This is a genomic window from Polynucleobacter necessarius, assembly GCF_900095185.1.
GTDB lineage: Bacteria > Pseudomonadota > Gammaproteobacteria > Burkholderiales > Burkholderiaceae > Polynucleobacter.
In genome coordinates, this window is sequence record NZ_LT606948.1 from 1,130,067 (window position 1) to 1,147,523 (window position 17,457).

The 17,457-nt window shown below is 45.1% G+C and carries 16 protein-coding genes and 2 pseudogenes; 15 read left to right on the forward strand and 3 right to left on the reverse strand.

Annotation, left to right across the window (positions count from 1 at the left end; translation table 11 throughout):
- Nucleotides 1-8: 8 nt before the first annotated feature.
- From DXE31_RS13100 to map, 3 genes and pseudogenes are all read right to left on the reverse strand, one after another.
- Nucleotides 9-804 (reverse strand): annotated as a pseudogene (locus tag DXE31_RS13100) ([protein-PII] uridylyltransferase); the annotation flags it as partial.
- Nucleotides 805-1,290: 486 nt separating this feature from the next.
- Nucleotides 1,291-2,145, reverse strand: a pseudogene (locus DXE31_RS13105) ([protein-PII] uridylyltransferase family protein); the annotation flags it as partial.
- Between the two features lie 4 nt (nt 2,146-2,149).
- Nucleotides 2,150-2,992, reverse strand: a complete 843-nt coding sequence (gene map, locus DXE31_RS06490; RefSeq protein WP_114698246.1) for a type I methionyl aminopeptidase — start codon at nt 2,990-2,992, stop codon at nt 2,150-2,152.
- 284 nt (nt 2,993-3,276) lie between these two features.
- Between map and rpsB the strand changes: the two genes are divergently transcribed.
- From rpsB to rnhB, 15 genes are all read left to right on the forward strand, one after another.
- Nucleotides 3,277-4,026, forward strand: a complete 750-nt coding sequence (gene rpsB / locus DXE31_RS06495) for a 30S ribosomal protein S2 (RefSeq protein WP_114698247.1) — start codon at nt 3,277-3,279, stop codon at nt 4,024-4,026.
- On the forward strand, nt 4,026-4,910 hold the full coding sequence (gene tsf, locus DXE31_RS06500) for a translation elongation factor Ts (protein WP_114698248.1): 885 nt from the start codon (nt 4,026-4,028) through the stop codon (nt 4,908-4,910). Before rpsB ends, tsf begins: the two co-directional genes overlap by 1 nt.
- 190 nt (nt 4,911-5,100) lie before the next feature.
- Nucleotides 5,101-5,811 carry a UMP kinase gene (gene pyrH, locus DXE31_RS06505; RefSeq protein ID WP_114698249.1) on the forward strand — a complete coding sequence of 237 codons (711 nt, stop codon included), beginning with the start codon at nt 5,101-5,103 and terminating at the stop codon, nt 5,809-5,811.
- Between the two features lie 11 nt (nt 5,812-5,822).
- Nucleotides 5,823-6,383 (forward strand): ribosome recycling factor, encoded by a 561-nt coding sequence (frr, locus tag DXE31_RS06510; RefSeq protein WP_114698250.1) that lies wholly within the window; start codon nt 5,823-5,825, stop codon nt 6,381-6,383.
- A 25-nt stretch (nt 6,384-6,408) separates the two neighbouring features.
- Entirely contained in the window at nt 6,409-7,170 is a 762-nt protein-coding gene (gene uppS, locus DXE31_RS06515) for a polyprenyl diphosphate synthase (RefSeq protein ID WP_114698251.1), read from the forward strand.
- A gap of 42 nt (nt 7,171-7,212) precedes the next feature.
- Nucleotides 7,213-8,040: a phosphatidate cytidylyltransferase gene (locus DXE31_RS06520; protein ID WP_114698252.1), complete on the forward strand. Its 828-nt coding sequence runs from the start codon at nt 7,213-7,215 to the stop codon at nt 8,038-8,040.
- Nucleotides 8,040-9,236, forward strand: coding sequence for a 1-deoxy-D-xylulose-5-phosphate reductoisomerase (gene ispC, locus DXE31_RS06525; protein ID WP_114698253.1), 1,197 nt, complete (start codon nt 8,040-8,042; stop codon nt 9,234-9,236). Before DXE31_RS06520 ends, ispC begins: the two co-directional genes overlap by 1 nt.
- Nucleotides 9,224-10,357 carry a M50 family metallopeptidase gene (locus DXE31_RS06530; RefSeq protein ID WP_114698254.1) on the forward strand — a complete coding sequence of 378 codons (1,134 nt, stop codon included), beginning with the start codon at nt 9,224-9,226 and terminating at the stop codon, nt 10,355-10,357. Before ispC ends, DXE31_RS06530 begins: the two co-directional genes overlap by 13 nt.
- A gap of 53 nt (nt 10,358-10,410) precedes the next feature.
- Nucleotides 10,411-12,702 (forward strand): outer membrane protein assembly factor BamA, encoded by a 2,292-nt coding sequence (bamA, locus tag DXE31_RS06535; RefSeq protein ID WP_114698678.1) that lies wholly within the window; start codon nt 10,411-10,413, stop codon nt 12,700-12,702.
- Between the two features lie 18 nt (nt 12,703-12,720).
- On the forward strand, nt 12,721-13,248 hold the full coding sequence (locus DXE31_RS06540; RefSeq protein WP_114698255.1) for an OmpH/Skp family outer membrane protein: 528 nt from the start codon (nt 12,721-12,723) through the stop codon (nt 13,246-13,248).
- Nucleotides 13,249-13,253: 5 nt separating this feature from the next.
- Nucleotides 13,254-14,321 carry a UDP-3-O-(3-hydroxymyristoyl)glucosamine N-acyltransferase gene (gene lpxD, locus DXE31_RS06545; protein ID WP_114698679.1) on the forward strand — a complete coding sequence of 356 codons (1,068 nt, stop codon included), beginning with the start codon at nt 13,254-13,256 and terminating at the stop codon, nt 14,319-14,321.
- A 46-nt stretch (nt 14,322-14,367) separates the two neighbouring features.
- Complete coding sequence (fabZ, locus tag DXE31_RS06550; RefSeq protein ID WP_114698256.1) at nt 14,368-14,817, forward strand: 3-hydroxyacyl-ACP dehydratase FabZ; 450 nt, start codon at nt 14,368-14,370, stop codon at nt 14,815-14,817.
- Nucleotides 14,817-15,614 (forward strand): acyl-ACP--UDP-N-acetylglucosamine O-acyltransferase, encoded by a 798-nt coding sequence (gene lpxA, locus DXE31_RS06555; protein ID WP_114698257.1) that lies wholly within the window; start codon nt 14,817-14,819, stop codon nt 15,612-15,614. The genes fabZ and lpxA overlap by 1 nt, the downstream gene beginning before the upstream one ends.
- 11 nt (nt 15,615-15,625) lie before the next feature.
- Nucleotides 15,626-16,831 (forward strand): lipid-A-disaccharide synthase, encoded by a 1,206-nt coding sequence (gene lpxB / locus DXE31_RS06560; protein WP_114698258.1) that lies wholly within the window; start codon nt 15,626-15,628, stop codon nt 16,829-16,831.
- Nucleotides 16,828-17,421, forward strand: a complete 594-nt coding sequence (gene rnhB / locus DXE31_RS06565; RefSeq protein WP_114698259.1) for a ribonuclease HII — start codon at nt 16,828-16,830, stop codon at nt 17,419-17,421. Before lpxB ends, rnhB begins: the two co-directional genes overlap by 4 nt.
- The last annotated feature ends 36 nt before the right edge of the window (nt 17,422-17,457 follow it).

A 17,457-nucleotide genomic window follows, 5' to 3' on the forward strand; every position in this document is an offset into this window, starting at 1 on the left:
AAATAGGCTTAAGCACCCAAGGCCTCTAATAGCTCTGTCTCTAGTTGTATCTGTAGCTTTGGATTCTTGCCAAGGTTTGTGCGTCTAGTAGCCGCACATCTTCTACTCTTTCGCCTAATGTATTGATTCTGGCGGTATGAATGGATACCTGATGCTTTGCTAATACTCTAGATATGGTGTCAAGCAAGCCTGTGCGGTCACTTGCTGAGAGTGCGAGTGTGTAGTGTAATAGCGTCCGCGATCATCTGGAACCATGTGCACCCGAGGTTGAATTGGGAAAGTACGCGATTGTCTCGACAGACGCCCCATGCTCGGATTTGGTAAAGGCTCGCTATTAGTGATAGCAGCTGATAATTCAAACTCCACAAGCTGGATGATGTTATGAGCCATGCAATATCAGTGGAGTCTTGTCTCAAGAAGAAGGTCACATCTAACTGCTTCCATAAATCCTCATAGGCATCATCATGAATACCATGGAGGCGAAGCTTAGCTCTGGATTCTTCTGGGTGTTGGGCCAATTCTGAAGACGCATCAGGTTTAGCGCCACCCAATACTCTCAGCGTTGCCCGATAAAGGTCTCTAAGAGCTTGCCTTACCAGACATTCCAAACTTATGTATGTCTGCTTTACCAAGTGACGAGTGATCTCCGCCGCGACCTTTTGCAATGTCATGAAATAGAGCGGCAATGACAAGCAACCAAGGCTTTTCGAAATGCGCAATCAAGCTGCTACAGAACGGGAATTCATGGGTATGTTCTACAACCATAAAGCGGCGTACGTTGCGTAAAACCATCAAGATGTGTTGATGTACCGTATAGACATGAAATAAATCATGCTGCATTTGTCCAACGATGCTTCTGAATGCAGGTAGATAGCGGCCTAAAACACTAGTGCGATTCATGAGTTGACATGCGCGCCTGACTCCTTCAGGCTCTTTTAAGATTTCAATAAAGAGATCTCTGTTAATAGGATCGGCGCGCCACCGGCTATCCATCTTGGCCCGAGCGTTATAACGCGCTCTAAAGATAGTGGCAGATAGGCTTTTAACGTTTGATGTTTGCGCAACGACCAAGAAAGTTCTTAGGATCTGCTCTGGATGTTTTTGATAGAGCTGTGGGTCAGCAATATCCAGCACCCCTTGTTGCTCAAAGAAGTGCTCGTTGCCATTTCCTGGAATCGGATGAGTTGTTTTTGACTCCTGAGGAAAGAGAAGTGCTTCAATATTTTGTAGGAAGACATCATTTAATTGAGTAACTGCCTTTGCCGACCAGTAATAGCGACGCATAATCGCCTCACTAGGCTGTCTAGACGACCCTTGTTTGATACCCATCGAAGCTGCTAGTGCTGTCTGTAGGTCAAATACGAGAACATCCTGTCTACGTCCGGCTACAAGATGTAAATTTGCCCGCAGAATTTCCAAAAAGCGTTGGTTACGGTTCAGTTCGGTCAGCTCACATTGAGTGATAAGACCTGCCTCTTTAAGATCCTTAAAAAGATCACCTAGTAAAGCTGCTTTACTGACCCAAGAGATCACCTGTAAATCACGTAATCCACCAGGACTTTCTTTGCAGTTGGGTTCCAAAGAACAGGGAGTATTTTGATATTTGTAATGCCGTTGAATCTGCTCTGCTAGCTTTGCTTGAAAGAAGGCCTTGGGATCCATTGCCGCTTCAAATGCTTTTGCAAAGTCCTTAAACAGTCGCTTATTGCCGCATAATAACCGTGCCTCTAATAAAGAAGTGCGTACAGTGATATCTTGCTCAGATTCAGAAATGCATTCATTTACATTTCTAACTGACGAACCAATTTCTAATCCAGTATCCCAACAGCATGCTATAAATTGCTCAACTTGTTTTGACAAGGCTTTTGCAGTCTGCTCATCTTCGGGTAGCAGAATGAGTATATCGATGTCCGAATATGGGAATAATGCACCTCTACCATATCCGCCGACTGCAACTAGTGTTGCTTCATTGTCTAAGCCGCATTGATTCCATAAGTAGCGAAGTAGCTGATCGCTCAGCTTAGTAAGCTGCTTGGTTAATTTACCTACTGATTGGGTTTTTCTGAACTGGTCATAAGCAACTTCTCGAGCAGCACGTAGACTGGCCGCATCAATAATGCTACTGACTGCCTGCGACTCGCTCATCGTATTAAACGCTTGCGCTTGCTAATGATGGTCTAAAAGAAAGGCCCTTGACGCAGTCAGGGGGTGGATTGCTACCCTCGGACCAAGTGAGTACTTCAACACCGGAAGATGTGACAAGTAAGGTGTGCTCCCATTGAGTTGACAAGCTGCGGTCTTTCGTTTTTACTGTCCACTGATCCGGCATCGTACGAATATCTCGCTTACCTGCGTTAATCATGGGCTCAATAGTGAATGCCATACCGGCTTGGAGCTTCTCGCCGGTGCCTGGTTTGCCGTAGTGGAGTATCTGCGGATCTTGATGAAATACTTTTCCAATTCCATGGCCGCAGTACTCTCTAACTACAGAATAGCCAGCATTTTCTGCATGAGTCTGAATCATGTGACCAATATCCCCTAGAGAGGCTCCTGGTTTGACTTGGGCAATACCAAGCCACATACATTCAAAAGTAACTTGGGTCAGTCGTTTGGCCATGACTGAGACTTCACCCACCATAAACATGCGACTGGTATCACCGTAATAACCATCGGGTGTAATGACCGTGATATCTAAATTAACGACATCACCATTTTTTAAAACTTTGTCTCCAGGAATGCCATGACAAATGACGTCATTCATTGAAGTGCAGATCGATGCCGGAAAAGGGGGGTAGCCAGGAGGTTGATAGTTCAATGGGGCAGGAATGGTCCTCTGCACATCGCGCATGTATTCATGGCAAATTTGATCCAGTTCACCTGTAGTCACCCCTGCCTTGACATGGGGAGCCACATGATCAAGTACTTCGCTGGCTAAGCGGCCAGCTTCACGCATCCCAAGGATGTCTTTTTCTGCAGTAAATACACTATTCATGCCTTGATTATCAACGACTTGGGGGGATTTGACATATTCAAGTTGCTCAAAATTTAGGCGCTCGATTTCATTTTTAGGTCTTCTAATCGATATTTTGACGAATAGTGAGAGGTTTTTTTGCCTCTCAATCTGTGAGTCGGCAGGGCTAGCTAGAGCATTGATATTTAAGTTATAATTTGCGTTTGAGGTTCATTGTGGACTTGAAATCGCGAGTTGAGCCTTCCAGGGTGGCGTTTTTTAGCGCAGCTAGGACTCAACTTTAGAACTAACCCTTAGGAGAAGTTATGTCAGTAACCATGCGTCAAATGCTGGAAGCCGGTTGCCATTTTGGACACCAAACGCGCTTCTGGTCCCCAAAGATGGCTCCGTTTATTTTCGGGCATCGCAACAAAATCCACATCATCAACCTGGAAAAAACATTGCCAATGTTTCAGGACACCCTGAAATTTGCAAAACAAGTTGCTGCTAATCGTGGCACGATTTTATTTGTTGGTACTAAGCGCCAATCACGCGAAATTATTGCTGAAGAAGCTACTCGTGCTGGCATGCCTTATATTGATAGGCGTTGGTTGGGTGGCACACTCACCAACTTTAAAACTGTTAAGGGTTCACTCAAGCGTTTGAAGGATATGGAAGTTGCTAAAGAAGCTGGCAACTGGGAAAAGCTCTCTAAGAAAGAGGCTGTGACGAATGACCGTGATCTCGACAAATTGCAAAAAGCACTTGGTGGCATTAAGGATTTGAACGGCGTTCCTGATGCGATTTTTGTTGTGGACGTTGGCTATCACAAGATTGCTATTACTGAAGCGAACAAACTTGGTATTCCAGTAATTGCTGTTGTGGATACTAACCACTCACCAGAAGGTGTTGATTACATCATTCCTGGAAACGATGACTCAAGCAAGGCAGTAGCCCTCTACGCACGCGGTATTGCTGATGCAATCCTCGAAGGCAAAGCGAACTCTATTCAAGAAATCTTGACCGCAGTTCAAGAAGGTGAAGAAGAGTTTGTTGAAGAAGGGAAAGCTGAATAATGGCTGCTATTACTGCTGCAATGGTTGGCGAGTTGCGCGCCAAAAGTGATGCTCCGATGATGGAGTGCAAAAAGGCTTTGACTGAGGCTGATGGTGATATGGCTCGCGCAGAAGAAATTCTGCGTGTAAAGCTTGGTAGCAAAGCTGGTAAAGCAGCTTCTCGTGTAACTGCTGAAGGTAGCGTGGCAGTCTCTATCAACGGCCCCAATGGGGCATTGTTAGAAGTGAACTGCGAAACCGATTTCGTTTCTAAGAACGATGACTTCTTGGCTTTTGCAAACGAGTGCGTGAAGTTGGTAGCAGAAAAGGACCCAGCTGACGTTGCTGCATTGTTGGGATTGCCATTGAATGGTCAAACTGTTGATGAAGTGCGTAGCGCTTTAATCGGTAAGATTGGTGAGAACATCATGCCACGTCGCTTCAAGCGTTTTGCTGGAAGCAGTAAATTGATTTCTTATCTTCACGGTACACGTATTGGTGTAGTCGTTGAGTTCGAGGGCGATGAAATTGCTGCTAAAGACGTAGCGATGCATATTGCTGCAATGAAGCCAGTGGCTTTGTCTATGGCAGAGGTTCCTGCAGAAGCAATTGCTGTTGAGCGTAGCGTTGCTGTTCAAAAAGCTGCTGAATCTGGTAAACCACCAGAAATCGTTGAAAAGATGGTTGAAGGTTCTATTCAGAAGTACCTCAAAGAGGTGTCTTTATTGAATCAAACTTTCGTTAAAAACGACAAGCAAACTGTTGAGCAAATGCTAAAAGCTGCGAATACAACAATCAAGGGTTTCACCATGTTTGTCGTAGGCGAAGGCATTGAGAAGCGCCAAGATGACTTTGCTGCTGAAGTTGCGGCACAAGTAGCTGCTGCTTCTAAAGCAACTGCTTAATTAGCCGTCAGGGACTTGCCCCGACCTGTGAGCAATATCCCACAACAAAAGGGCATAGCAACTAAGGTTGCTATGCCCTTTTGTTTGCTCCCCCCAAGCCCTTTATAATTCCACTGAGAAATTAAAAAGTGCTTACAGATCAATAAGCTAAGTAATTTAATTGCTTAGCAAATTACGGAAAATAGAAAACATGCCAGTCTACAAACGAGTCCTCCTAAAACTATCTGGTGAAGCCCTTATGGGTGACGATGCTTTTGGCATTAATCCAGTCACTATTGATTCCATGGTTAAGGAAATTGCTGAAGTAGTGAATCGTGGGGTTGAGCTGGCGATTGTGATTGGTGGCGGAAATATTTTCCGTGGTGTTGCTGGCGGAGCTGCCGGCATGGATCGTGCAACCGCCGATTACATGGGTATGTTGGCTACTATGATGAATTCTTTGGCGTTGCAAGATGCGCTACGTCAAAAAGGTGTTGAAGCGCGCGTCCAATCTGCCCTTCGTATGGATCAGGTAGTTGAGCCTTACATTCGCCCCCGTGCGATACGGGCAATGAGTGAAGGGAAGGTAGTCATTTTTGCAGCTGGTACGGGCAATCCATTCTTCACTACCGATACTGCAGCTGCCTTACGTGGCGCTGAGATGGGTGTTGAGGTAATGCTCAAGGCCACTAAAGTTGATGGTATTTACAGCGCCGATCCAGTAAAAGATCCTACCGCTACGCTGTGCAAAACGATTACTTTTGATGAAGCATTAATCAAAAATCTACAGGTCATGGATGCAACTGCGTTTGCATTGTGCCGTGATCGCAAATTACCTATCAAAGTATTTTCAATACTCAAGCCAGGCGCGTTAATGCGTGTAGTGCAAGGTGAGTCTGAAGGTACTTTGGTGCATGTCTAATAGGAGGCCTGATGTCTGCAGCAGAAATTAAAACAAATACCGATCAAAAGATGCAAAAGTCTCTTGAGGCACTAAAGAGTAATTTAGCTAAGATTCGCTCTGGCCGTGCTAACCCGGGAATTTTGGAGCACATTCATGTTGACTACTACGGTCATTCAACATCATTGAGTCAAGTAGCAAGTTTAGGCTTGGCTGATGTACGCACGATTAATGTTCAGCCATTCGACAAGACAATGGTTGCTGTAGTTGAAAAAGCGATTCGCGATTCTGATCTAGGTTTAAATCCTGCATCACAGGGTGCCGTGATTCGTGTTCCGATGCCTGCCTTAACTGAAGAACGTCGTCGTGAACTTACCAAAGTTGTGAAGAGTGAGGGTGAAGACGCCAAGATTGCTGTACGTAATTTGCGTCGTGACGCAAATGAACACCTCAAGCGTTTGACCAAAGATAAAGAAATCTCTGATGATGATGAGCGTCGCGCAACAGATGATATTCAGAAGATGACTGACAAAGCGGTAGTTGATATCGACAAAATCATCGCTGAAAAGGAAAAAGAGATCATGACGGTTTAAAAAGCCTGATTGAATTGAATTTCTAATGAGTCAACATTCCAGCTCAACCCTAGTTATTCCGGAGGTCAGTGCTATACCTCGCCACGTTGCCATCATTATGGATGGCAACGGTCGTTGGGCAAGTAAACGCATGATGCCGCGGGTCGCTGGTCATTCTGAGGGTTTGGGGGCTGTCCGTAACATTGTTCAAGAGTGTCGCAAATTCGGCGTTGAATATCTGACTGTATTTGCATTTAGTTCTGAGAATTGGCGTCGCCCACCAGAAGAGGTGGGTTTTTTGATGAAATTATTTCTTAAGTCCTTAAAGGGTGAAGTTTCTCGTCTTGCAGAAAGCGACATTGCTTTGCGCCTGATTGGTGATTTAAGTCGATTTGATCTAGCCATTCAAGAGATGGTCGAGTTTTCTGAGGACTTGACTGCCAATTGCAAAGGTCTGACGCTAACCATCGCCGCAAACTACGGAGGTCGCTGGGATATTTTGCAGGCAATGCGTCAATGTCTTGCTAAAAATCCCAACCTAAAGCCAGAGCAGGTAAGCGAGGAACTCCTCCAGCCCCATCTATCGATGGCCTATGCTCCAGAGCCTGATTTATTTATTCGTACTGGTGGTGAGCAGCGCGTAAGTAATTTTTTGTTATGGCAATTAGCCTATACCGAGTTATATTTCACTGATATATTGTGGCCGGATTTTGACGAGCAAGAATTGCACAAAGCCTTTGAGTGGTTTAGTCAGCGTGAGCGCCGATTTGGTCGTACCAGTGCTCAACTTGCTACTCACAAGTTATGAGCGATGCAGTTTGACGTCTCTAATCGCTGAATTCCTTACCCCATGTTGAAAACCCGAGTCATTACCGCCCTTATTTTGCTGGCGGTACTGTTGCCAATCCTTTGTTTGCTTCCTCCAATTTATATTGGCGGATTCTTTTTAATAGCGCTACTCGCTGCAGCTTGGGAATGGGGGCGTTTATTGACACCTGAGGCTCCCCGTGCAGCATGGATTTACGCTTTATTTTGTTTGGTTGTTATTTCATTTTTGCTTGGCATGCAAAATCCTGCATGGCAATTTGCATTGCTGCTCATCGCGGTTTTATTTTGGTTTTTTATGGTACCATTTCTTTTGGTTAGGGGAATGAATCTTTCATTACAAAAGTTGCGTCCTTTTTATGTTGTGCTGGGACTCATCTTGCTACCGGCCACTTGGTTTTCTCTGGTATTTTTGCGTGAACTAGGTTTGATTTTTCTGCTCACTACTATTTCGTTAGTTTGGGTGGCAGATATTGGTGCTTATTTTGTTGGCAAGGCTTTTGGTAAACATAAGCTTGCAGTACAAATTAGCCCAGGAAAATCAGTAGAAGGTGCTATCGGCGGGTTGTTATTTTGTTATGTGTATGCATTCCTATGCATTTACTATTTATCTTTTGAATCGACTTTATTTGGTGCTTGGACTATCCGTTTTGGGTGGATACCTACCCTTTTAATGGTCACGGTATTAGCAGCCTTCAGTATTTTTGGAGATTTATTTGAGTCTCAACTCAAGCGTTTGGCAGGCGTAAAAGATTCAAGTCATTTGTTACCAGGACATGGGGGGGTATTGGATCGCGTAGATGCCTTGATTCCCACTATGCCAATTGCTGCTCTTTTAGCGGGATTTGTGTGATGTCGGTAAAGCAAGTCGCAATCTTAGGGTCTACCGGATCCATCGGTGTCAATACCCTTGATGTTATTCGAGCACATCCAGAGCGTTTTAAGGTGGTTGCGCTAACAGCAGCTAAGCAGGTAGATTTGCTTGCTGAGCAGTGCCTTGAATTTAAGCCTGTGATTGCTGTTGTTTCCGACGCTGAAGGCGCAAGTCGCTTAAGCAAAATTTTGCATGAGAAAAATATCAATACTCAGGTATTGCATGGTCCTAAGGCTTTAGTGACGGCCATTACTGATTCGGATTGCGACACGGTCATGGCAGCGCTTGTTGGGGCTGCAGGATTAGTGCCTGCTTTAGCGGCTGCAAAAGCAGGCAAAAGGGTGTTACTGGCAAATAAAGAGGCCTTGGTAATGTCGGGTGATTTATTTATGCAGGCAATGAAGTTGGGCGGTGGTGAATTAATTCCAATCGATAGTGAACACAATGCTATTTTCCAATGCTTGCCTAGTCAATTTTCTAATGATCCTAACCCCAGTTTAGGGGTGGAGGAGCTTTGGTTAACTGCTTCGGGTGGGCCATTCAGAAATACACCACTCAATCAGTTATCAAACATTACTCCTGAGCAAGCATGTGCTCACCCGAATTGGATAATGGGTAGAAAGATTTCTGTTGATTCGGCGACGATGATGAACAAAGGCTTGGAGGTGATTGAGGCATTTTGGCTATTCGGTTTGCCATTGAAAAAAATGAAGGTATTGATTCATCCACAAAGCGTGATACATTCTATGGTACGTTACCGCGATGGTTCAGTGTTGGCGCAACTAGGTCAGCCAGATATGCGCACCCCCATAGCTTGTGGATTGGCTTGGCCTGAACGCATTGCGGCGGGTGTCCCGCCATTAAGTTTGACGCAGTTAGCAGCCTTAAGCTTTGCTGAACCCGAGCTAGAACACTTTCCTTGTCTAGCTTTAGCATTTGCTGCTGCGAAGACAGGCGGTACTGCGCCTACAATTTTAAATGCTGCCAATGAAATTGCAGTGGCTGCATTCTTGGAGGAAGGCTTGCCGTATTTGCAAATCCCTATTGTGGTTGAGAGTGTCCTACATGCCATTGCATCTGTTAATGCAGACTCACTCGAATTAATTTTGGAATTCGATATGCGAGCCCGTCAAGCAGCACGGGAGAAAGTAAAGGATCTTCTTTGCAAGCATTGATAACTCTGGCTTCTTTTTTAATCACTCTGGGAGTGATGGTGAGTTTTCATGAGTTTGGACATTTTTTGGCTGCACGTTGTTGTGGAGTGAGAGTGCTTCGTATTGCCGTCGGCTTTGGAAAACCTTTATTTACTTACCACGCTCAAAATAAGACAGAATGGGTTTTGGCATCCATCCCTTTGGGTGGATACGTTAAGTTGCTTGATGGACGAGACCCTCAACAAACTATTATCCCCGCAGAAGAGTCTCAGGCTTTTGATTTGAAACCGCTTTGGCAGCGCTCTTTGATTGTGGCCGCTGGCCCTTTCGCAAACTTCTTCTTAGCCATATTGATCCTCGCCTTTATCTATCTATCGGGCGCCCCGCAACTGCCTGCTGTACTGCAGGCTCCCCCGGAGAGCTCTACCGCCGCAAAACTAGGGGTAGCAGTGGGGGATCGTGTGATTGGATGGCGGGCTTTGGGGTCTCAGACCGAAAATGTGGCTCTTTCAGGAGATTTTGACCCTGTTTTCAACTGGAATGCCTTACGCTGGAATTTGATGGATGCGCTGACGGCTGAGGATGGATTTGCCCTGGAACTTCAGACACCTGTTGGTGGGCGCTATATAAAAGCCTTTGATGCCAAAGATTTGCCCAAAATTAACCCTGAAAGTGACCCAATGTTGCAACTGGGTTTGCTTCCTGCCCGCACCCCTATGGAGGGGTGGCAGGAGCTCAAATTAGGGCCTGTTGATGCGATTATTTATGCCTCTCAAAGGGTATGGCTAATCACTAAGGTTGCAGCGAGGTTAATGGCTGGATTGCTAAATGGCAGCACCTCACTCAAGCAGCTGGGGGGGCCACTGAGCATCGCGGACATGGCAGGTAAGTCGGCCCAAGTTGGCTGGCAGCCATTTTTGGCCTTTGTGGCACTTATGAGTATTAGTATTGGTTTGCTCAATTTGCTGCCTTTTCCGATGTTTGATGGGGGTCGGCTACTGTATGATGCATGGGAGTTGGTCGCTGGTAAGCGGATTTCGACATCAATGCAAGAACAGTTCCAAAAAGTGGGCTTTATTTTGCTGATTTCTATGTGGTTACTGGCCTTGTTTAACGATTTGCAACGCTATATTTCGCCTTGAATTCTTTGACACATGCTTTCCGTATTTTTGCCCGTCTCATCTCCCAATTCTTGATGTTTTGTGTGTTTGGATTGAGTTTGCATGCCACTGCGGCTGACTCTTTTGTAGTGAAAGATATTCGCGTTGAAGGTTTGCAGCGAGTAGAGCCGGGCACCGTATTTAGTTACCTACCTGTGCAGGTTGGTGAAACATTTACAGACGAAAAGAGTGCAGAAGCGATTAAAGCTCTCTACAGCACTGGCTTTTTTAGAGACGTTCAAATTCAAGCGCAAGGCAATCTATTGATTGTGATTGTTGAGGAGCGTCCAACTATTTCTAGACTTGAATTTACTGGCATGAAAGAATTTCCGCCGGATGTAGTGCGCAAATCGCTAAAGACAGTAGAAGTAGCAGAAGCACGTTTCTATGACAAGGCTTTGATTGATAAGGCCGAGCAAGAGTTGAAGCGTCAATATGCCGGCAAGGGTTTGTATGCTGCTGAGGTGGTTGCTACTGTAACTCCAGTTGAGCGAAATCAAGTGGCGATTTACTTCAATATTGACGAGGGCCCTGTTGCCAAACTTCAAGAAATCAACTTTATCGGTAATGAAGTATTCAGCGAGAGTACTCTTAAAGGTGAGATGCAGCTGAAGACTGGCGGCTGGTTGTCTTGGTACAGCAGGGATGATCTTTATTCCAAACAAAAGCTGACTGCCGACTTGGAATCCATCCGATCCTATTACCTCAATCGTGGTTACCTCGAGTTTGCGATTGAATCCACCCAGGTTTCCATCACACCCGATAAAAAAGGTATCTATTTAACAATCAGTGTTCGTGAAGGTAATAAATTTACCGTTAAGGATGTCCGCTTAGCAGGCGATACTCTTGGGAAAGAAGTTGAGCTAATGCAGTTGATTGTCTTGAAGCCTGGAGACACTTTCTCTACTGGACTGTTAACGGAGAGTACCAAATCTATCGCTGAACTTTTGGGCTCGTATGGATATGCATTTGCAACTATTAATCCTCAGCCAGATATTCGCCGCGACCTTTCGGAGGTTGACCTCACGCTTGTTATTGACCCCGGTCGGCGAATTTATGTTAGACAGGTTGCCATTACTGGAAATGCGAAAACTCGCGATATTGTGATTCGTCGAGAAATAAGACGGTTTGAAAGCTCCTGGTTTGACAGCGAGAAGATTGACTTGTCTAAGAAGCGTTTAGGTCGATTGGGGTACTTTACTGAGACTGATATTACTACCGAGGATGTACCTGGATCCCCTGATCAGGTTGATGTCAATGTGAAGGTTACCGAAAAGCCAACAGGCTCCATGACACTTGGAGCCGGCTTCTCTTCAACTGAAAAATTAATCTTATCTGCCGGTATCAATCAAGATAACACTTTTGGTACAGGTACCTCAGTCGGCTTAAATTTCTCTATAGGTAAGGTCAATCAAAATTTGGCGCTTTCTAACTACGATCCTTACTTTACTGAGGATGGTATTAGCCGATACACAGACTTCTTTTATCGATCATCGAAACCGCTTTACTATGTTGGCGATCAAAACTATCAAATTAAGTCGGTTGGCTCAAACCTAAAATTCGGAGTTCCTTACACAGAGGAAGACAGAGTCTTTTTCGGCGCTGGGGTTGAGTCTTACCAAATTCAAACAACCTCTAATACGCCGATTCTCTATTTAAATTACGCTCAAAGTTATGGCATTGCTCCTCCCGGTTACCCAGGAATATTAACTACTTATAACGTTCCAATCACGATAGGTTGGTCACGCGATGGCCGGGATAGCGTGCTAATTCCATCTAGCGGTTCCTTGGAGCAATTGACCGCTGAAGTTGGTACGCCGGTTGGTAACATGACTTTTTATCGTCTTTTTGGACAGTACCAAAAATACCACTCGTTCTCAAAAGGACATATTTTGTCCTTTAATGGTGAGGTTGGTTATGGTGAGGCATATGGTAATAATCCCTTTCCTATCACCAAGGGCTATTTTGTGGGTGGTATAGGTTCGGTTCGTGGTTATGCGCCTGGATCACTGGGGCCAAAGTACTTCAATATGGTTATTGGGCAATACCAGCCAACTGGCGGTCAATCTAAGATTGTGAGTAACTTGGAATATACCTTCCCTGTTTCAGGCTCTGGTGTCGATAAAACCTTGCGCTTATTTACCTTCGTAGATAGCGGTAATGCCTTTGGGGACAACATCAATCTGGTTTTGAAATACTCATATGGTTTGGGTTTATCATGGATATCACCGCTAGGACCACTGAAATTCAGCTATGCTATTCCGTACAAGTCACAGCCAACGGATCATATTCAGCGTTTACAGTTCCAGGTGGGTACAGCGTTTTAATTGTTTAAGGAAAGTTTTATGAATCTTCGCAAATCTATAAAATGGATTCGAATTGTTTTATGTGCTGCAAGTGCGGCAATATTGTCACCCCAAGCGTTTTCTCAAGACGCCGGCACACGGGTAGCAGTTGTGAATTCAGAAAAAGTATTTAATGAGTCTAACTTGGCGAAAGCAATGCAAACACGCTTGCAGAATGAGTTTACGAAGCGTCAAAATGATGTGCGTGATAGCGCTCAAAAGATCAAGTCTGCTGCGGAAAAGTTAGATCGTGATGCAGCGGTGATGAGTGAAGCAGAGCGTATTCGTCGTCAGCGTGAGTTGGCTGATCAAGATCGCGAATTGCAACGTAAGCAACGCGAGTTCACAGAAGATCTGAATCAGCGTACTTTCGAGGAGCGAGCAAAGATTGCTGAAAAAGCGAATGCAGTCTTAAAGCAGATTGCTGAGCAGCGAAAAATTGACATCATCGTTCAAGAAGCTGCTTATGTCAGCCCTAAAGCTGATGTAACCGACGATGTGATCAAGGCTTTAAATAGCCTGAAGTGAGCTTTATGCCGACCGCCATCGAGCTGGCCGAACAGTTTCAAACAAGCTTGGTGGGGGAGGCCTCACACGGATTTACTGGTCTAGCTCCACTGGAGCGGGCGCAGTCAAATCAAATTTCCTTTTTGTCAAATCCACTCTACCGTCAACAGGCCAGAGATAGTAGTGCTGGGGCTTTGATTGTCAGCCAGGCAGACTTGGAATTTTTGCAAGCGAATCCCAGTTTAAATTCTGCAAAAAGAGTGTATTTTGTTTCTAAAAATCCATACGCTACTTTTGCCAGAATAGCGCAACACTTCGCTACAGCGACTAATCCAATCTACCCCCCCAAAATTCATCCAAGTGCGGTAATCGATTCCACTGCTTATATTCCATCTTCATGCCATATTGGCCCTTTTGTGCAAGTTGGGGCAGACGTTAAGCTGGGTGAAAGAGTATCTATTTTGGGAAATACAAGTATTGCTCAAGGTAGTGTGATTGCTAGCGATACCTTAATTTATCCATCCGTTACCATCTATCACCATACTCAAATTGGAGAACGATGCATCATTCATAGTGGCGCTGTCATTGGTGCTGATGGTTTCGGTTTCGCTCCTGATTTTTCTGCTACTGGTGATGAGTGGGTCAAGATTCCTCAAACAGGCCGTGTCGTCATTGGTAATGATGTAGAGATAGGGGCCTCGACCACGATCGATCGTGGCGCAATGAGTGATACCGTAATAGGTTCTGGAACCAAAATTGATAATCAAGTCCAGATTGCGCATAATGTAGTGGTGGGCAATTGCTGCGTAATTGCAGGCTGTGCGGCGATATCGGGTAGTACAAAGATTGGTAATTTCTGCATCATTGGTGGCGCTGCCAACTTTGCGGGACATCTTAATATTGCTGATAGAACAACTGTTTCAGGAACTACCTCTATTGGTCGATCTGTTACTGAGCCTGGGCAACGCTTTACGGGTGTCTATCCATCCATGCCTCACGCTGCTTGGGAAAAAAACGCCGCAATTTTGCGAGGGCTGGATAAAATAAGGCAGCGCTTGCGCTTATTGGATAAAAACAAAACTACAGAGTCTTGAGACTTTTTATACATAAAATGAGTATTTATTTTTCTGCGGGTCATTTATGAGCACACCAATTGCTATCGATATTCATAAGATTCTTAAACTACTTCCGCATCGTTACCCATTTCTTTTGGTCGATCGTGTTTTAGAGATTACTCCGCGGGAGACCATTACGGCGTTAAAAAATGTCACTATGAACGAACCATTTTTTCAGGGGCATTTCCCAGATTTCCCAGTAATGCCGGGAGTATTGATAATTGAAGCCTTAGCTCAGATCGCTGCTATACTGACCTTCTCGGAAGAGCGTCCTGAAGATGCAATTTATTACTTTGCTGGTATTGATGGTGCGCGCTTCAAGAAGCCAGTTCTCCCTGGCGATCAATTAATCATGACCGCTAAGTTAGAGCGTGGTCGTGCTGGTATTTATAAGTTTGCAGTTCAGGCTACCGTTGATGGTGAGATTGCTGCTGAAGCCAATATTACTTGTGCAGTACGTATGCAAGACGCGTAATGATACGGATTCATGCATCTGCTGTAGTCGATAGCAAGGCAGAACTTGCTGGTGATGTTGAAGTAGGCCCCTTTTCCGTTATTGGTCCTCACGTCAAGATTGGTTCTGGAACAAAAGTGGGTTCTCATGCTGTGATTGAGGGTTACACCACCATTGGTAAAGAAAATAATCTAGCTCACTTTGCAGCAATTGGCGGTCCACCACAAGATATGAAATATCGGGGTGAGCCTACGCAACTGATGATTGGTGATCGCAATACGATTCGTGAATTCACCACAATACATACTGGCACCTCGCAGGATGTGGGTATCACTCGCATCGGTAATGACAACTGGATCATGGCCTATGTGCATATTGCCCATGATTGTCAGGTCGGAAACAATACAATTTTCTCAAGCAATGCTCAAATTGCTGGACATGTTCAAGTTGAGGACTGGGCGATTATGGGTGGTATGTCTGGCGTTCATCAATTTGTTCGTATCGGTCAGCATGCCATGTTGGGTGGGGCATCTGCTTTGGGGCAAGATATTCCGCCATTTGTAATAGCTGCCGGAGGTAAGGCATCGCCTCACGGTATTAATGTTGAGGGCTTGAGGCGTCGTGGCTTTTCAGTTGAGACGATTGCCGCTTTACGTCAAGCCTATAAGGTGCTCTATAAAGATAGCCTCAGTTTTGAGGAGGCTAAAGTTGAAATTCAGAAGATGGTTTCTGCAGCAGCGGCTGATGCTGCTACTGCCGAAAAGCTTGCTCAATTCCATGACTTTATTGCCGTATCTACGCGCGGCATTATTCGGTAACGGATTTCACTTTGCCAAAGTTAGCTTGTGTAGCTGGTGAACCTTCTGGCGATCTTCTGGCGGCGCCAGCACTAAGTGCGCTAAAGCAAATTCCAGATATGGCAGGTCTAGATGTTTATGGCATCGGCGGCCCACGTATGCAGGCAGAGGGTATGCGCTCTGACTGGCCAATGGAAACTCTCAGTGTTCGAGGTTATGTCGAAGCAATTAAACAGCTTCCTGCTATCTTAAAACTCCGTAAGGAGCTCTTACAAAAACTGCTTAATGAGGATCGCCCAGACGTTTATTTAGGTATTGACGCCCCGGATTTTAATTTAGGTGTTGAGTTGCAGTTACGTCAAGCCGGCGTTCCGACTTTGCATTTAGTTTCTCCTTCTATCTGGGCTTGGCGCGCAGGACGTATTAAAAAAATTGCTCAAGCTGTAGAGCGGATGCTTTGTATTTTTCCTTTTGAAACCGAAATCTATAACAAAGCTGGAGTAGCCTCTACTTATGTGGGGCATTATCTTGCTAGCGAGATTCCGCTTGAGCCCAATCCTCTTGCCGCAAAAGAAAAAATAATCAATGCTTTGAATGTTAGAAGCGACGCCTTAGATGGGCTTACGATTGCTGTTCTACCAGGTAGTCGTGGTTCTGAAATTGAGTTGATTGCCCCGGTTTTTTTTGAAACCCTGCAATTATTGGTTAATAGACTCAAAGATCAGAAACTCCATTTTTTGATTCCGGTAGCTACACCTCGACTGCATGGGCCCCTTGAGCAGCTTTTAATGAGCGCCAAGAAGATGAATCCCGATATTCAGATTGAACTTTTGGATGGTATGGCCGATGAAGTGCTTGAAGCATCTGATGTTGTATTGATTGCGAGTGGCACAGCCACATTGCAAGCAGCTCTATGGAAGAAGCCAATGGTGATTTCTTATAAGGTACCTTGGTTGACTGCGCAGATCATGAGGCGACAAGGTTATTTACCTTATGTTGGCTTACCCAATATCTTATGCGGTGAGTTTGTTGTGCCTGAGCTCTTGCAAGACGATGCGACACCAGAAAAATTAGCGCATGCTGTGCAAAATTGGTTAGAGCATCCCCTGCAAGTTGCCGAATTGAAAGAGCGTTTTGCGCAGATGCATGAAACTTTGCATCGTCCCACAGGTTTATTGGTTGCACAGGCTGTGGCTCAGACTATCGCTAACAATCGTAATAAGCGAAGCAGTGTATGAGTTTAATTTGGGTTTGCGGAGTCGATGAAGCAGGGCGTGGACCTCTTGTGGGCGCAGTAGTGGCTGGTGCTGTAGTCCTAGATCCCGATAATCCAATTGAAGGTCTTAAAGATTCTAAGAAATTAACGGCCACTCGTCGCGAATTTCTGTATGAACAGATTATGAAAAAAGCTAAAGCTTGGGGCGTGGGTGAATCCAGTCCAGCCGAGATTGATGAGATCAATATTTTGCAAGCCACGATGCTCGCAATGCGAAGGGCGATTGAAGATCTGGTTATCCGTTTGGGTGGATGGCCTGAAAAAGCTCTGATTGATGGTAATCGCTGTCCAGAGTTACCCATAGCAACGGAAGTAATTGTAAAAGGAGATGCTAAGGAGCCAGCAATATCCGCAGCATCGATTGTGGCGAAGGTCACTCGTAATCGCCAGATGATGTTATTACATAAACGTTATCCCGAATATGGTTTTGCTCAGCATATGGGCTATCCAACAGAGGCTCATTTTGCAGCGCTCAAACAATTTGGCGCTTGTGACCAACATAGACGTAGTTTTTCTCCGGTACGAAAAGTCCTGGATGCGATTGACAAGTAAGCAATGAACTTTGATCGCATTACCTCCAAAGAAAAT

What these genes read in the sequence shown, in the direction of transcription:
- map (WP_114698246.1), bottom strand. Translation starts at nt 2,992, where the DNA reads ATGAATAGTGTATTTACTGCAGAAAAAGACATCCTTGGGATGCGTGAA.
- rpsB (WP_114698247.1), top strand. Translation starts at nt 3,277, where the DNA reads ATGTCAGTAACCATGCGTCAAATGCTGGAAGCCGGTTGCCATTTTGGA.
- tsf (WP_114698248.1), top strand. Translation starts at nt 4,026, where the DNA reads ATGGCTGCTATTACTGCTGCAATGGTTGGCGAGTTGCGCGCCAAAAGT.
- pyrH (WP_114698249.1), top strand. Translation starts at nt 5,101, where the DNA reads ATGCCAGTCTACAAACGAGTCCTCCTAAAACTATCTGGTGAAGCCCTT.
- frr (WP_114698250.1), top strand. Translation starts at nt 5,823, where the DNA reads ATGTCTGCAGCAGAAATTAAAACAAATACCGATCAAAAGATGCAAAAG.
- uppS (WP_114698251.1), top strand. Translation starts at nt 6,409, where the DNA reads ATGAGTCAACATTCCAGCTCAACCCTAGTTATTCCGGAGGTCAGTGCT.
- DXE31_RS06520 (WP_114698252.1), top strand. Translation starts at nt 7,213, where the DNA reads ATGTTGAAAACCCGAGTCATTACCGCCCTTATTTTGCTGGCGGTACTG.
- ispC (WP_114698253.1), top strand. Translation starts at nt 8,040, where the DNA reads ATGTCGGTAAAGCAAGTCGCAATCTTAGGGTCTACCGGATCCATCGGT.
- bamA (WP_114698678.1), top strand. Translation starts at nt 10,411, where the DNA reads ATGTTTTGTGTGTTTGGATTGAGTTTGCATGCCACTGCGGCTGACTCT.
- DXE31_RS06540 (WP_114698255.1), top strand. Translation starts at nt 12,721, where the DNA reads ATGAATCTTCGCAAATCTATAAAATGGATTCGAATTGTTTTATGTGCT.
- lpxD (WP_114698679.1), top strand. Translation starts at nt 13,254, where the DNA reads ATGCCGACCGCCATCGAGCTGGCCGAACAGTTTCAAACAAGCTTGGTG.
- fabZ (WP_114698256.1), top strand. Translation starts at nt 14,368, where the DNA reads ATGAGCACACCAATTGCTATCGATATTCATAAGATTCTTAAACTACTT.
- lpxA (WP_114698257.1), top strand. Translation starts at nt 14,817, where the DNA reads ATGATACGGATTCATGCATCTGCTGTAGTCGATAGCAAGGCAGAACTT.
- rnhB (WP_114698259.1), top strand. Translation starts at nt 16,828, where the DNA reads ATGAGTTTAATTTGGGTTTGCGGAGTCGATGAAGCAGGGCGTGGACCT.